Source organism: Polymorphospora rubra (genome assembly GCF_018324255.1).
GTDB lineage: Bacteria > Actinomycetota > Actinomycetes > Mycobacteriales > Micromonosporaceae > Polymorphospora > Polymorphospora rubra.
In genome coordinates, this window is sequence record NZ_AP023359.1 from 5,434,984 (window position 1) to 5,450,625 (window position 15,642).

Annotated in this window: 9 protein-coding genes and 2 pseudogenes; 10 read left to right on the forward strand and 1 reads right to left on the reverse strand. The window is 68.5% G+C overall.

What is annotated here, in order from left to right; all coding sequences use genetic code 11:
* Nucleotides 1–663: 663 nt before the first annotated feature.
* Nucleotides 664–3,525 carry an AfsR/SARP family transcriptional regulator gene (locus Prubr_RS24680; protein WP_212817284.1) on the reverse strand — a complete coding sequence of 954 codons (2,862 nt, stop codon included), beginning with the start codon at nt 3,523–3,525 and terminating at the stop codon, nt 664–666.
* A 92-nt stretch (nt 3,526–3,617) separates the two neighbouring features.
* On the opposite strand from Prubr_RS24680, the gene Prubr_RS24685 reads away from it, so the two are divergent.
* From Prubr_RS24685 to Prubr_RS24720, 10 genes and pseudogenes are all read left to right on the forward strand, one after another.
* Nucleotides 3,618–4,337 (forward strand): hypothetical protein, encoded by a 720-nt coding sequence (locus tag Prubr_RS24685; protein ID WP_212817286.1) that lies wholly within the window; start codon nt 3,618–3,620, stop codon nt 4,335–4,337.
* Nucleotides 4,338–4,339: 2 nt separating this feature from the next.
* Nucleotides 4,340–4,987 (forward strand): hypothetical protein, encoded by a 648-nt coding sequence (locus tag Prubr_RS24690; RefSeq protein ID WP_212817287.1) that lies wholly within the window; start codon nt 4,340–4,342, stop codon nt 4,985–4,987.
* 63 nt (nt 4,988–5,050) lie between these two features.
* A complete protein-coding gene (locus Prubr_RS24695; RefSeq protein ID WP_212817289.1) occupies nt 5,051–6,820 on the forward strand; it encodes a C39 family peptidase in 1,770 nt (589 codons plus the stop codon).
* Nucleotides 6,808–7,569, forward strand: a complete 762-nt coding sequence (locus Prubr_RS24700; protein WP_246567585.1) for an SH3 domain-containing protein — start codon at nt 6,808–6,810, stop codon at nt 7,567–7,569. The genes Prubr_RS24695 and Prubr_RS24700 overlap by 13 nt, the downstream gene beginning before the upstream one ends.
* A gap of 1,176 nt (nt 7,570–8,745) precedes the next feature.
* Nucleotides 8,746–9,273: a DUF6244 family protein gene (locus Prubr_RS24705; RefSeq protein WP_212817293.1), complete on the forward strand. Its 528-nt coding sequence runs from the start codon at nt 8,746–8,748 to the stop codon at nt 9,271–9,273.
* A 131-nt stretch (nt 9,274–9,404) separates the two neighbouring features.
* Nucleotides 9,405–9,629 carry a DddA-like double-stranded DNA deaminase toxin gene (locus Prubr_RS37050; RefSeq protein ID WP_246567587.1) on the forward strand — a complete coding sequence of 75 codons (225 nt, stop codon included), beginning with the start codon at nt 9,405–9,407 and terminating at the stop codon, nt 9,627–9,629.
* 84 nt (nt 9,630–9,713) lie between these two features.
* Entirely contained in the window at nt 9,714–9,932 is a 219-nt protein-coding gene (locus Prubr_RS37055; RefSeq protein ID WP_246567589.1) for a hypothetical protein, read from the forward strand.
* Nucleotides 9,933–10,179: 247 nt separating this feature from the next.
* Nucleotides 10,180–10,980, forward strand: a pseudogene (istA, locus tag Prubr_RS24715) (IS21 family transposase); the annotation flags it as partial.
* An 824-nt stretch (nt 10,981–11,804) separates the two neighbouring features.
* A pseudogene (locus tag Prubr_RS37060) lies at nt 11,805–12,638 on the forward strand (AAA domain-containing protein); the annotation flags it as partial.
* A gap of 1,355 nt (nt 12,639–13,993) precedes the next feature.
* Nucleotides 13,994–15,631 (forward strand): AAA domain-containing protein, encoded by a 1,638-nt coding sequence (locus Prubr_RS24720; RefSeq protein WP_212817295.1) that lies wholly within the window; start codon nt 13,994–13,996, stop codon nt 15,629–15,631.
* Nucleotides 15,632–15,642 lie beyond the last annotated feature (11 nt).

Here is a 15,642-nt window from a genome sequence, read left to right on the forward strand (position 1 = left end):
ATTCGTTGGAGTTCGCGGACGGCGGCGTACACCGGGCAGGCCGGCGCAGCCGCCCCTGGGTCCAAACGTAGTTCGGATAGGCAGCGAAGGCGCTCGTCCTTGCACCGACACGACAACCCTCACCGAAACGGGCGGACCAAGGACTCCCCTGTAGGAATGGTGGTCAAGCCCCTTGCCTGTTTCGTTCCTTGTGGTGGTGTTGGCGGTGCGTCCTCGTCAAGACTGCCGGCGTGCGGGCGCCAATGCGATCGGTACGAAGTCCGGCTCCGGTGTCATCTAAAAGGCCGGAGCCGGGTACCTTCGGTGGAGCCGTTCGATGGTGCCCTCGGCTGAGGGACACCGACCTTCTGTCCAGGCATGGACACGGTAACAGCCGCACGCAGTCCATCTTGTGGCGGGCGCTGTGGGGGCGACGTCCGTCGGGCGTCGATGCCGAGATCGACGGTGCGTGGCAGGGCGGTCGGCGCGTTGATCGTGCGGGTGCGGTTGCAGCTCATCTGCTCGCGGGCCACGGTTTGCTGGCGGTGATCAGTGCGAAAGTGTGCGAACTGGCGTCACGGTTCCCGGTGCGGTGCGGTGCGGTGCGGTGCGGAGCTGGCTGTTGTCGCCGTAGCCGGCGTCGGCGGCCAGCAGGGGCGGACGCAGCCTATGGCCGGCGCCGGGTTACGGCCGGGCGGCACGCAGTTCGGCGCGTACCTCGGCCGCTTCGGGTAGCTTCAGGTCGGTGAACAGGGCTAGGGCGAGCCGCAACTGTTCGACTCCGCGTCCCGGATCGCCGTGGGCGCACAGTATCCGGCCGGCCCGGCGTAGCGCGAGGGCCTCGCCGTGCCGGAAGTCCGCCCGGCGCATCGCGTCGACGGCCAGTTCCGCGTATTTGATCGCCGGACCGGGCCGTCCCGTGCCGAGGTAGGCGTCGGCGAGGGTGCCCATGATGCTGCCCCGGTTGCGTTCGTTGGCCGGCACTCCGGCGATGGCCAGGCTGCGCCGCAGGTACCGCAGCGCCGAACTGTAGCGGCCCAGCATGCACTGCACCTCACCGAGATTGCCCAGCGCGTTTACCTCCACTTCGGGGGCGGCGGCCCGCCGGGCCAGGCTCGCCGCCGCTCGGCAGTGCCGTACCGACTCCTCTAGGCGGCCGGCGAGGCGGTAGGCCATGCCGATGTTGCCCTGGGCTGCGGCGCAGGACCGCTCGTCGCCGAGCTTGCGGCGCAGCCGCAGGCTGTCCTTGAAGAATTCGGCGGCCCGTTCGTAGTCGCCGGCCATCCCGTGCAGCACACCGAACTGGTTCAGCGCCCTGGCCCGGCCCTCGTCGTCGCCGGCGGCTCGGCTGATCAGCAGACTGTGCTCCAGGTGTCGGGCCGCCTCGTCGGGGCGGTGCAGGTAGAAGTACGCGGCCGCGAGGTCGTGTCGCAGGCGGGCCTCGGTCACCTGGTCGTTGAGCCGGACGGCCGCGTCGATGCCGGCCCGGTCGACGGTGAGCCAGTCCGCCACGTGCCCGGACATCTCGAAGAAGAGGTACAGGCTGTCGGCCAGGTCGGCGCCGCGGCGGGCGTGTGCGGCCGAGCCGGCGGCCTGCACGGTGGCCGCCACCAGGTTCGTCCGCTCGATGGTCAGCCAGGCCAGCGCGGTGTCCGCGTCGGCGAAGCGCGGCGGGCCGGTGATCGGGGGCGTACGGGTACCGGGCCGCAGCAGGCCCAGCGCGTGTCGGGTCAGGTCGAGGTGGTGGGCCAGCATTCGGTCCACGGCCGCGTCCCGTTCGGCGGGTGGTTCGTCGTTGGCGCGTTCGCGGGCGAAGAGCCGGATCAGGTCGTGCATGGCGTACCGCCCGGCCGCGGTCTCGTCGAGTAGCCGGGCGTCGACGAGTTCGTCGAGCGCGTCCAGGGCCTGCGGTGGGTCGACGTCCAGCAGCACCGCGGCGACCGGTGCGGTGACGTCTGGTCCGTCGACGGCACCGAGCAGCCGGAACAGCCGGGTCGCCATCGGGTCGGCCAGGTGCTGGTAGCTGACGAGGAAACTGGTCCGTACCGCGATGTCGCCCAGGCGCAGTTCGTGCAGCCGGCGCCGTTCGTCGTGCAGCCGGTCGGCGAGCGTGGCCAGCGTCCAGTTCGGCCGGGCGGCGAGCCGGGCCCCGGCGATCCGGATCGCGAGCGGCAGGCCGCCGAGCCGGCGGACCAGCAGCGCCGCGGTGTCGGCCTCCGCGGCGACCCGGTGGCTGCCGGCAAGCCGGACGAGCAGCTCGACGGCGTCGGCGTCGGCGAGCACGTCGAGTTCCAGGTGGCTGGCACCGTCGACGTCGATCAGGTTGCGCCGGGAGGTGACCAGGACGGCGCAGCGGGTACCGGCCGGGATCAGTGGGCGTACCTGGGCGGCGTCGTGGGCGTTGTCGAGGACCAGGAGTAGCCGCCGGTCGGCCAGCAGCGACCGCAGGCGGGCCGACGCCTCGGCCACCTCGGTGGGGACTGCGTTGTCCGCCACCCCGAGCACCCGCAGGAACCGGCCGAGTACGTCGATCGGCGCGGCCGGCCGCAGCCCGGCGGTGGCGCCACGCAGGTCGGCGTACAGTTGGCCGTCGGGGAATGCGTCGGCGACTTGGTGGGCTGCCCGTATGGCCAGGGCCGACTTGCCGACCCCGGCCGGTCCGGTGACCACGCACAGCGGAATCGCCGGTCCCGGGCGATCGGTGAGCCGTTCGCGTAGGACGGCGAGTTCCCGCTGGCGACCGACGAACGCGGCGACGGTGTGCGGCAACTCTCGCAGCGCCGGCTCCCGGGGCCCCGGGACGGGCGGGTCGGCCGAGCCCCGGGCCAGTTCACCGAGGCGTTGTAGGACCGGGCCTGGCCGCAGCCCGAGTTCGTCGGCGAGCGCCCGGCGGCACCGCAGGTACGCGTCGACGGCCGCTCCCCGCCGGCCGAGGTGGTGCAGCGTCGTCACCTGTTGCTCGGCGAACCGCTCGTGCAGCGAATAGCGGGTGACCAGGTCGTCGAGCAGCGGCAACACGGCGTGGTGCCGGTCCAGGTCGAGTTCGACGTCGATGTACTCCTCGTACGCCGTCAGGCGTGACCGGTCCAGCCGGGCGGCACCGGCGCCGAAGGTGCCGATCCCGGCGACGTCGGCCAGCGGCTCGCCGCGCCAGAGGTCCAGCGCCGACCGGTACAGCCCGCCGGCCTGCTCCGAGCGGCCGGCGCGGACCTCCGTCCGGGCCGCGCGGAGCAGGTCCTCGAACCGGGCGACGTCCAGGTCGGCCGGGTCGACCGCGATCCGGTAGCCGGGCGGGCTCGACACCAGGCGGTCGCCGAGCAGCTTGCGTAGGCGCCACACGTACAACTGGACGTTCTTTCGGGCGGTGCGCGGTGGCCCGGCGTCCCACAGCAGGTCGACGAGTTCGTCGACCGAGGTGACCCGGTTGGCGTGCAGGAGTAGCGCGGCCAGGACCGCACGCTGCATCGGTGGTCCGAGCACGACCGGCCGGTCGCCGGCCCACGCCTGTACGGGGCCGAGGAGACCGAAACGCAGCCGATCCTCCATGGCATCGAAGCATAGCGATCAGGTGCGCATATACCAGCCGTAGAACGGTGCCCGGAACACTCCACGACACCCCCATGGAGAGGAGAACGTCGATGTCCGACCGTCGTGCCCGGCTACCCGCCTGGGTTCCGGCCGTATGGCTCGCCGTGCTGGTCGCCGCGCTGCTCGTACCGGCCGGCCCGGCCGCCGCGTCCCACCCGAACCCCAGCTCGCAGCGGCACCTGCACAACATGCACTTCGCCACCGCCGGCTCCGGCGCCGGCACCTACGACGAGCAGTTCTGCGTGGAGTCGCGGGACACGTCCAAGGTCAGCCACGCCGCCGCCCGCTCTTTTGTCAACCAGACCCTGACGCAGATGGGATCCGGCAGGGTCTGGGACGGCCTCGGCGAGTGGCGGATCGATCTGTGGCCGACCGACAGCCACTGCAGTTCGTACCCGGCCGCGACCCGGAACAGCATCGAGATCGAGGTCCACTACGCCTGGGACTGGAGCGGCCGGTGCGGCGGCCCGGCGAACTACTACAACTGCGTCGTCCACGACAGTCCGGTGTGGAACGCCACCCACGGCCACTACGACAGCCGGTGGGCATACGTCTACCTGGTCTTCAGCTCGGGCGGCCGGCTCGACAACACCGGTCGGGCGTTCATCAACCACGAGTTCGGGCACGTCTTCGGTCTGACCGACGACAACGGTGTCTGCAATCCGCCGAGCCTCATGCACAGCACGATCGTCGGCTACGGCTGCGGCAACTGGACCAACTGGTATCCGAGCCCGTCGGACTTCCAGTCCGTACGGAACCTGATGGGCTGACCGTGGACCGGCGCTTTCCGCCCAACCGGCTGCTGACCGTGCTGACCGGGGCGGTCGTGGCGGCGCTGGTCGCCGGCGGGATCGCGGTGGCGGCGACAGGCCGCGACCGCGACAGCGGCCACGACCACGCCGACCACGCCCACCTCGACACCGCCAGCGGACTGCTCGTTACCACCCGGTCGGACCTGCGGATGTGCGTCGAGACCGGACCGCGCTCGGGTGCGCCGGACAGCGTCCGGACCGTCCTGCTCACCGCGCTGGACCGGGCCCGCCAGGCGCCTGGCTGGTCCGGCGCCTACGGCCGGTTCGGGTACGACCCGGCGACCGCGGTTCACCTCGGCTGCCCCGCACCGGCCCTGCCGGAGCGGTACGACCGCACCGTACTGGCCGGTCCCGGGCTGACCGACGACCCGAGCGCCTACCGGGTCTGGGTCTACGTCCTCGACGACCCGACCGCCGATCGGGTCCTCGGCCCCGACCGCCCGGCCGGGGCCGGCACGGCCGAACTCATGCGGGAGGCCGGCAACCTCTTCCCGGTCTCCACGGCACTGCTCGTTCGACAGAGCCGGTTCGCCGACCCGGCCGCTCTCGCCCAGGACCTGCGCAAGGCACTCGGGCTCGAACCTCGGGCATCGGACCAGCTCGGGTGAGCCCGCTCCCGGCCGGTGGCGATGCCGGCCGGGAGCCCCGACCAACCTGCGAAGGAGACGCACATGTCCCCACCTCGAGCACCCGGACGCGGCTCCCGGGCCGTCCGCCCGACCCTGCTCGCCGGACTCTGCGCGGCGGCGCTGGTGACCGTCGGCCCGCCGCCGGCCCTGGCCGGCGGCGAGCCGGCCGCCATCGCCGACCATGGCATCCACACCGTGCGGACCGCCGTCGGCTACGACGTCCGCGTCGACGGCGTCACCCGCGCCACGGTCGCGGTCAGCGACCCCGGCTTCTCGGTACGGGCCGTGCTCGACCCGACCGGGAAACACGCCGCCGTCATCACCGACTTCGACGGCCGGTACGGCGCCGACCTGCTCGCCCTCGACGTCGACAGCGGACGGCTCACCCGGGTCGCCGCCGGCCGGGTCACCTCCGCCGCGTACACCACGGACGGCCGGCTCGGCTACGTGCTGGCCGGAACCGACTCCGGGCAGTTGCGGCTGCGCCCGGCGGAAGGTGTCGGCCCGGACCGCGCCGTCGCCCGGCTTACCGGCAGTGACGTGCAACTGCTCGGCTGGGGCACCGGCGGGGCGGCGCTGGTCACCCACCGGCTGGCCGGGCCCGGGGGCGGGCCGTCGCTGAGCCGGGTCGACGTGGCCACCGGCACCCACCGCACGGTACTGGCGAGCACCGGCGGCACTGTCTACCGCGACCTGCGCACCGTGACGGTCGGCGGGGCGGTGCGGGTGAGCGCGATCGTCGCCGACCACGTCTACCCGTGCGCCGGCACCTCCGCCAGCCTGCTCCTCGCCGACGAGCACGGTACGACGCTGACCCGGACCGGCACGACCACCGACTCCTACCGCGAGGCGGTCTGGAGCGGCGACGGGCGGGTCGCGTACGCCATCCAGGGCTGTGTCTCTCCGGACGAGAAGGCGGCCAGCCGGGGCAAAGCGCTGCAACGGCTCGATGACCTGAACGGCGTCTACGTCCGCGACCTGAAGACGGGCGGCACCGAACGTGTCGTCGCCGGCATCACCGCCAACTACCGCCTCGACGGATTCGCCGGCATCGGACTGCGGCTGGCCTCCGAACGCCTCGGGGTACGAGTGGTCGGCGCGACTGGCGCGGTGACCGCCGCGCTACTCGACGCCGCCGCCACCCCCACGACGATCCCCACCGTGACCAGCGGCGCGAAGGGCACCGGCGCCGGCACCACCGGAGGCGCCGGCGTGCAGGCGAAGATCGTCCCGTCGACCTTCATCCACCAGCTCTGGGATACCGCCGACAACTTCAACGGCAACTCCGCCTGCGGGCCGACCAGCGCGGTCATGGACCTCGCCGGCTACCAGCTCGCCAACCAGAACGGCTACTACGTCAGCACCCCGTCGCGGCACTGGTCACCGTACGGCGGATACATCACCCACCGATACACCGCCTACGGCACCACCTACGACGCGGTAGCCCCGGACCCGAACTGGAACTACTTCGCCGGCGCCTACGGCTGGCTTGTGGAGACCCCCAGCGTCGGCACCCTGCACTACTGGCTGCGGGACTACCTCGACCGGCACGTCTCGTACGCGGTCGCCGAGACCGGCAACGTCACCTGGTCCTGGATCAAGTCCAAGATCGACGCCAACCTGATGGTCGTCGTCAGCGGCAACTTCGCCTACGGACGTTACGGCCACATCGCCCTGATCACCGGCTACCTCGACGACGGCCGGGTCTACGTCAACGACCCGTACGGCGCCGGCACCGACGGGAGCTGGGACGGCAAGAACACGATCTACACGCTGGACTACATGAGGGGGTGGTACGCGTGGGCCGCGTGATCCGTACCGTGGCGGCGCTGGTGGCCGTACTCGGGCTGAATCTGACCGTGGCCGGCGTACCGGCCGCCGCGAGCCCGGCCGGAGCGGAGACGGTCGCGGCCGGCACCCGGACCGGGGTCGGCGTGGGTGTCCAGGCCAGTGCCCGTTCCGTACGCTGCGCCCAGCCGGCCCGCGCGGCCGGCTGGACCGGCGAGAATCTGGTCGTCGCGGTAGCCGTCGCCCTGGCCGAGTCCTGGTGCACCGCCGGCGCCCAGAACCGCAACGGCCCGACCGCCGGCTGTCCCAACGGCTCGCTGGACCGCGGCGGTTGGCAGATCAACAACTGCTACCACGCCTGGGTCAGCGACGCCTGCGCCTACGAGCTGTACTGCAACGCCCGTGCCGCCCACGACATCTGGGGCTGGTCCGGCTGGACCGCGTGGGCGACCTACACCAACGGCGCCTACCGCAACTACCTGGCCGAGGCCCGCGAGGGGGTCGGCAACCCCGGTGGCGGGGTCTACGGCACTGTCAACACCGGCGGCGACGCGCTCAACGTGCGCTCCGGCCCCGGCACCTCGCATGCCGTGATCGGCACAGTCGCCCACGGCGCGACCGTGCAGATCATCTGCCAGACCCGAGGCACCCGGGTCTGGAGCGACGTCTACCAGTACTGGACCGACATCTGGGACAAGATCGGCGACGGCCGGTACGTCTCCGACGGGTTCGTCCACACCGGATCGTCCGGCACGGTCGCCCCGAACTGTTGAGCGGAAACCCGGGCGGCCCGGTGGGGAGGACTGGGCCGCCCGGACCGACGCCCCCACGACGTGTCAAGTGGTTGAGGCGGGGGTTCGAGGCGTCGGTGAAGCTCTGGCCCGATGTGGCGCTTGAGGCAGGGTTTGATCTCACGGTCGGCTGCCTCGGGGCGCGGCGGAGGGGCGGTCGCTGTGCGACGCCGGGGTGGGATCACACCGACCCAGTCGGGAGGCGGACCGGCTGGGGCGACGGTCGGGTCTGCTGCACCGGTAGGTGACATCTGAGATGGCTTGCCCTGGTGGCGGGCTGGAAGGATGTTGCTGTGCCCAAGCCCAACACTTCAGATGACGTCACGAGATTGCATCCGTCGCGGCCTTTGAGGTCCAACTGAAGCTGATAGGTGAACGCGAGCAGAAGTTCCCGGTTGGGTTCTGGTTTGTGTTGCCCGCCGACACGAACCCCTGCCTACGGCGAGTCGCGAGGGGTAGGCGCACGTCGTCCTCGTATCGAGGGTGCCCAGAGGGGGCGGGGCGCGGTGGGATCCTGGCGACGTGCTGTCGGCGTCCCCCCGTTTACCCCTCGAAAACCCTTACCTGCGGTTGACAATCAGTGACAAGAGGCGATCATTGCTTGATCGCGTCTGTGCAGCCCAGCGCCAGCTTCGATAGTCAGTGACAAGGTTGAGATTGCTACTTTCGGTAACCGCGGGTTGTCGACTCTTGTCGACGTTGCGCAACCTCGTGCACGAGAGGTCCTCCCGCATGGAAGCGGCCACCGAGCCGTCGCGCCGCTCGGCGTAGGACTGCGAGCAGCGGGCCGCCGAGCACGTACGTACGGCGTGGTCCTGAATCCACGTCGGACGCGGCCCGTGATCAGGACAATGATCGCGTGCCGAGAAAGGTCCATCCGTGGCGCGTGCTCCCGGAAACGCTGCTGTTTCCGCTCCGTGCGTACGCCGTCAACCTTGACACCCGCACACTGCACAGTGAGATGCAGCTGCGGTACTGACTGGCCAGGCTGCTCCGGCCCGTCGATGGAGCTCGGCACGATGCACACCGTACGGTCCTGCGTCTCCCGTCATCAGCTGCCCACGGCCGCCGAACGCAACCGTAGTCTGGAATGTCCATCGGATAGGCCGGGGCCGCCGCATCGAGGATGATGAAATGCGGCGAAAGCAGGAGGTGTACGTGTCCCTGGTCGATACCATCCAATCGGGCTTGCGGACCATGGCTGCCGGCATTGGCCGCGCAGAGCAGGAGACCGCTGCAGCTGATCATGGCGCGCAGCAGATCGCGTTGCATGCGGCGGCGTCGGGCTTTCTGGGAATCGCACAGAACTTGGCAAGGGTCCGTGAGGTGATCGGCCAGGTCCAGGCGGGGATCGGTGGCCTGGCCGTGCTGGCAGGGGAGGTCGCGACGGTTCTGGCTGCCGTTCCGCAGCAGCCGACCGCGCAGAAGACCATCGCGACGCTCGCCTCGGCGATGGAGAAGCTGCACGGCATCCATGACGGGGTCGGTGGGTGTATCGGGCAGGTCGGCCAAGCCAAGCAGATCACCGCGACGATTCTGCAGGGCGGAGATCCCGGAGTCTTGCTGGCGCGGCTAGACGCGATCATCCAGATCCTGGCAGCGGTCGGTCAAGCCGGCACCGCCACCAGGCAACAGGTCGAGGCGGCGATCGCCGAGGCGAGGCAGACCGGTAGCTCGGGAAACTGACACCGGGTGGCGGGCATAGGGACGTCCCGCCACCCGTGACAGCACCGGCCCGGATACCACCGAACCGGTCCGCAATCGAAGAGATTCGCCGGTACGCCGGACGGGACGTGGCCGCAGGGCGCTTGTACAACGTGGACGGACAACCGCTGACACCGATCGTCGGACCGGGCGACACCGGTGCCGCCGAAGGTCTCGCCGAGCCGCGCCAGTCGATGCGGTTCGTCCACCACGTGGAGTCAAATGCGACCGCGTACATGCGTCGGCGCGGCGTGCGGTCGGCGGTCCTCTACATGAACATGCGCCCCTGCCAGGGCGAGGACGGCTGCACCGAGAACCTCAAGGCGACCTGCCGGTAGGTTATCGGGTGACCGTCTACCAGGTGTACGCCAACGGGTCCGTGCGTCTGTGGGACTTCAAGGGCACTGGAGAAGGGCTGACCGATGATCGACGCTGATGACCGCGAGGTGCAGGCCGACCTCGCGACAATGGCCGCCCTCAACGAACGGGTGCATGACCTCGATACGCACGAACTGACGACGTACGCCACCTCGCTTGGAGTCCGACCCCCAGACGACCGCCCTGGCTGGTACATCGTGCTGGAGTACGCCCCCGACCTGACCGAGCGCGGCCTGTTCTGGGTCGGCCCCGACGACGAATAGCGTCACATCGTCCAGACAGACCGCGACACGGAACCCGGCCGCTGGTGCCGCGGTCGTTGCACCAGAACATCCGGCCCGACATGGGGGCCGCGGTGAGTGCTTTGAGGTTCCCCGGCAGCTCGGAGACTTTCGATCATGGTCTGATAGGCCCTGACCAGGAGAATCCCTGTGCCCGCCTGTCGGCGACGCGTGAGTTCGGTCCCTTGATCGACAGGTGAATCTGGACCCCTGTTTGAAGGTTGTAGGGGTGTTGAGCATGGAGGACTGGGCGGAGATCCGTCGTCTTCACCGGCTGAGGGGATGCCGATCAAGGCGATCGTCCGCAAGCTTGGGGTGGGTCGGAACACGGTGCGGCGGGCGTTGGCCGCGCAGGGGCCGCCGAGGTATCAGTGTCCGGTGAAGGGCTCGATCGTAGGTACGGTCGAGCCGCGGATCAGGGTGTTGTTGCGGGAGTGGCCGACGATGCCAGCCACGGTGATCGCTGAACGGATCGGCTGGACGCGGTCGTTGACCGTGCTGAAGGAACGGGTGCGGCAGTTGCGGCCGTTGTTCATGTCGCCGGATCCGGCGCAGCGCACCGAGTACCTGCCGGGTGAGGTGGCGCAGTGTGACCTGTGGTTCCCGCCGGCGGATGTGCCGCTGGGGTGGGGACAGGTCGGCCGGCCGCCGGTGTTGGTGATGGTGTCGGGCTATTCGCGGTGGCTGTCAGCGGTCATGATCCCGTCGCGGCAGGCACCGGATCTGTTGACCGGGCAGTGGGACGTGTCGGCGGGGTTGGGTGCGGTGCCCCGGATGCTGGTGTGGGACAACGAGTCCGCGGTCGGGCAGTGGCGTGGCGGACGGCCCCGGATGACCGAGGCGATGAACGCGTTCCGCGGCACTCTCGGGATCCGGGTGTTGCAGTGCCGGCCCGCTGATGCGGAGGCCAAGGGTCTAATTGAACGGGCCAACGGCTATGGAGACGTCGTTCCTGCCGGGCAGGGTGTTCACCGGCCCGGTGGACTTCAACGCCCAGCTCACCCGGTGGCTGGTGCGGGCGAACAACCGTCAGCATCCCAGTCGAGTGGCCCACTTTGGGAAGAGCGGCAGCGCTCTACTCGGAACCATCATTATTCAATGGATGCCCAATGGGGCTTATCACATCCGATAGGTGTCTGTCCATTGGTGTCTTTCATTTGGCAGATGGTTGCGTTCGGTAGTTGGCTACGTGCAGCCTGTTGGGCTGGGCGAGCCCGAGGAGGCGCAGTGGCGGACGCCGTGTCCCCGACAAGTCCTACCGTCAGACGACTGACTCAAAGCCTCGTGGCACATCTGCTCGAGCAGGTGAAAAGCAGTGAGCGGCCGGATCGCGACGCCATCGACGACTCCAACACCTACTGGTTTCGTAGGCCCTCTCAAGAGAACTCGACCTATCCCGGATCGGTCGTCATGCAGGTCGGCTACCCTCCACCACCTGAACCACCGGTACCTCCCACAGCGTTTCGGGACCTGCTGGACATGACGGAATACGGCAACGTTGACGGCCCGCCACCCCAGCTCACAACATCTGATAGTGCGCGTTCGGCCATTGGTCCAGCAATCTCCGATTCTCTACGACGGGCGTACGAGACCTGGCTCGCTGTGTGGACGAAGTGGGCCGAGCACGAGCGCAGCATGAGGGAGCAGCGTGCGACCTACACCCACCTGGAGCGACTTCAGCGACTGGCACAGCAGCGCGGCGATGCAGAGGAGCTTGTGCTTGGTGTCGGTCTCCTTACCTCCAGCGCCGCCGGCCATTGGGCTATCCGCCGGCACCTTCTGATCTGGAGCGCGGCCATCGTTGAGGACCCGGCCACCGACAGCTTGCAGGTCGTCTTGTCCCTCGACCAGCGGATGAAGATCGAGGACCAGGACTTCCTCACGTCTCACGACGGACACCGCGCCAAGCGTTTCGGATCACCCTGGTTCGACACCGAAGCGCAGCTGCACCCCTTTTCGCCGGAGGTGGTGCGTCTGTTACAGCTGTGGCGGCGCCGTTGCTGGGACCGCGCCCTCCACCTTGCTGACGATCGGTGGGAGCCGCCACTCCTCGACGAGGCAGACACGACACGGCTGACCCTCGCCCCAGCCCTATTCCTCCGCCGCCGGGACCGCAAGGGACTGGAGCGGATCTACCGCACCGTCGCCGACAGCTTCGAGGGCACAGACGCTCCCACCCCACTCGGTCTGGCACAACTGGTGACCCCGATCGAGCCAGCGCAGCGCCGCAACTGGCTCAAGGACGCAGCCCATGATCGCCCGGTCAACAGCGACGACCCGCTGTTCCCTCTCCCCAGCAATCGGGAACAGCGCAGGGTCTTGGCCAAACTCAGCGACGACACGACCGTCGTCGTCCAAGGCCCACCAGGCACGGGCAAGACACACACAATCGCCAATCTCATCTGCGCGCTGCTCGCCGACGGCCAGAGGCTGCTCATCACGAGCCAGAAGGATCAAGCGCTGCGCGTGCTCCGCGAGAAGCTGCCCGAGTCGGTGAGGCAACTGTGCGTACTGATGACCGGTATGCAGCGGACCGGCACAGACGAACTCGACCGCAGCATCACCGCACTTTCGGAGCTGTCCTCCACGATCACCGTCGACGAGCTACGCAAAGACATCACCCAACTTCGGGAACAGCGCGCCGATCTCAATACTCGGCTCGAGCAGGCCATCCGCAGCCTGCACATGGTTCGGGAACAGGAGTACACGACGCACCCGCAGATCGCCGATGGCTACGGCGGCACGCTCGCGCAAATCGTCGAACAACTCAACGCCGGCCGCGATCAATACGGCTGGATCGAACCCCTGCCTGCCGGCGCTTCCGGCGACCCGCCCCTGTCGAACGACCAGGCCCAGCAGCTCCGGCAGCTTCTCACCTCCGCCACATCACAACGCGCCGCACGAGCCCAGCAATTCATCCCCGACTCCGAGCATGTCCCGAACGGCGCGGACGTCGCCGCCATGATCGCCACCATCGCTCACGCCGAGCAGATCCTCGGCTCCGACCACACCACTACCGCGTGGTCACTGACCGCCCTCGATGACCCCACCCTTACCGAGATCCAGCGCCACGTCGCGGTTGCCACCGATGCTCTGGCGGCCTGCGGCCTATCCGACACGATCACTGACTGGGACCCCGCAGACTGGCGCCGCAGTGCCGCCGAAGCGCTCCTGGCCCGGCGAAGCCCTGCCTACTGGGAGGCACTATTCGCCGAACTGCGAGAGGTGGAGCCCCACGTACGTGCCCTGACGGCGCTCAACGAATACGACATCGACCTGGGCACCACGCCCCTGACCGCAGCCCACCTCAGCCGCCTCTCCGGCCAAGCCAAGCGTCTGCGTAAGCATCTGGCCAATGGCCGACGCCTACGCCGCTACCTGCCCGCACGTCCTCAGCTCGACGCCACCGACCTGCTGCAAAGTTGCACGGTTGACGGCGCCCCGCCCACCACCGTCTCAGAGCTGACCGCGCTGTCCACCTTCCTGCAGGCGGAAACAGCCGTCACCAACGCCTTGGAAGCCTGGGCCCAGGTCGGAGTTCCGACCCTCTACGGGCCGCTACGCCGTCGAGTGGCACACCTCCACGACATCTCACACAACGCCTCGGCCCTGCGCACGCTCGCCGCAGCCCGGGACACTGTCGAGCGCCTCCTGCGCAGTCACGGGATCCGCTTCGCAGTCCGCAGTCCGGAAGACTGGGACCTATTCGTCCGCGTCGGCCACAACCGGACGACCATCACCGGGGCTCGGCGGGCATCCGTTGCTATGACTGAGCTCACCAACACCGTGCTGACATGGTGCCGGAACCCAGACGTCGCCCCCGAAGTCGCCGATCTCAGCGCCGCCCTTGGCCGCGGCAACATCGACCGTTATGCCGCAGCCCGCCGACAACTTGATCTGGCCAGGAACGACAAAGACTCACAACAGCGCTGCGAACAGCTGCTCCAGAGGCTTTCCGTCGCCCACCCGACGCTTGCCAAGCAGGTCAGCGAGAACCTCGACGATCCAACCCGGGGACTCCGCCTTAACGACATCGAAGCAGCATGGGCCTGGGGGCCGCAGCCGCCTACCACCAGATCATCCGGCAGACAGACATCGAGCAGATCCACGAGCAGCGAATCGACGATATTGAACTGGAGCTCAACCGAGTCACGGCAGAGCTGGCCGGCAAACAGGCTCTACAGCACTGCCTGGAACGCATGACCGAACGGCAGCGCCAAGCCCTACAGTCCTACAAGACCAACATGGGCGCCTACGGCCGCGGGCAGGGCAGGAACAAGGACCGGTACCTCACCGCAGCGTTCGAGGCGATGAAGCACGCCCAACAGGCCGTCCCCGCCTGGGTCATGCCCCTGTCAGCCGTGACCGACACCATCCCGCCACAACCCAACGCCTTTGACGTCGTCATCGTCGATGAAGCCAGCCAAGCCAGCGTCGACAACCTCTTCCTCCTGTGGCTGGCACCACGAGTCATCGTCGTCGGCGACGAAAAGCAGTGCGCACCCGGCGCCAATTACCGAAACAACGATTCCGAGGCCGTCCAAGAGAGCCTGGACCGGCACCTAGCCGACATGCCACTCAGCCTCCGCAACGGCTTCCTCCCCAGCTCCAACCTCTACGAACTCCTCGCCTCCCGCTTCTCCGATGTCGTCCGGCTCTCCGAGCACTTCCGATGCATGCCCGAGATCATCGGATGGTCCTCAGCGCAGTTCTACGACAACAGACTCATCCCTCTCCGCCAGTTCGGGGCCGACCGCCTCGACCCCCTCAGAGTCGTACACGTTGACGACGCCATGGAGGAGGGACAAAGGGCAACCCTACGCAATCCGGTCGAAGCAAACGCCATCATCGATCACGTTCAAAAGATCATCGACGACCCGATGTGCCGTAACAAGACCATCGGCATTATCGCGCTGCAGAGCGGCAAACAGACACAAGTCCTTGAAAAGATGCTCTATGAGCGCATCGACCCGGCCGACATACGCCACCGACATATTCGAGTTGGCCAACCACCCGACTTCCAAGGCGACGAACGCGACATCATCCTGCTGTCCATGGTCGTAACCAAGGCCAAGAAGGCGCTCACCGGCCGCACCGAGCAGCGTCGGTACAACGTCGCTGCCAGTCGCGCCCGCGACCAACTCTGGCTGTTCACCTCGGTACCCCAGGCCAGCCTCAACCCCACCGACCTCCGCCACTCCCTGTTGACCTACATGCTTCACCCTCCAGCGGCCCTCACGATCGATCCCGAGCTCGACGATGTCACCCCCGACGCCCGAGCCGAGCCATTCACCTGCCTGCTGCAGCAACACGTCTTCTTGGAGCTGCGCCGCCGAGGCTACGCCGTGGTCCCGCACTACCCCGTCGACCACCGAGCTATCGATCTTGTTGTCGTCGGCGACAACGGCCGGCTTGCCGTCGAGTGCGATACACCGTCGCGGAACCGAGAACCTGAGCAGGTCCAGCAGCAACTGCACCGCGAGCGGGAACTACGCCGGGCTGGCTGGCATTTCATCCGTATCCGAGACAGCGAGTATCTGCATGACCCAGCTGCCGCCCTCGAACCGCTCTGGCAGCAACTACAGCAACGAGGCATCGAGCCCCGTTCGCTGCCGGCAGCATCTCGCCAGCAGCCACGTTGGAGACCAGCACCGCTTTCCGACAACGAAGACGACCTCTAGCTAGGAGACCC

Bases quoted from the DNA above. Each gene is read 5' to 3' on its own strand.
- Prubr_RS24680 (WP_212817284.1), bottom strand. From the start codon at position 3,525: ATGGAGGATCGGCTGCGTTTCGGTCTCCTCGGCCCCGTACAGGCGTGG.
- Prubr_RS24685 (WP_212817286.1), top strand. From the start codon at position 3,618: ATGTCCGACCGTCGTGCCCGGCTACCCGCCTGGGTTCCGGCCGTATGG.
- Prubr_RS24695 (WP_212817289.1), top strand. From the start codon at position 5,051: ATGTCCCCACCTCGAGCACCCGGACGCGGCTCCCGGGCCGTCCGCCCG.
- Prubr_RS37055 (WP_246567589.1), top strand. From the start codon at position 9,714: ATGATCGACGCTGATGACCGCGAGGTGCAGGCCGACCTCGCGACAATG.
- Prubr_RS24720 (WP_212817295.1), top strand. From the start codon at position 13,994: ATGGGCCTGGGGGCCGCAGCCGCCTACCACCAGATCATCCGGCAGACA.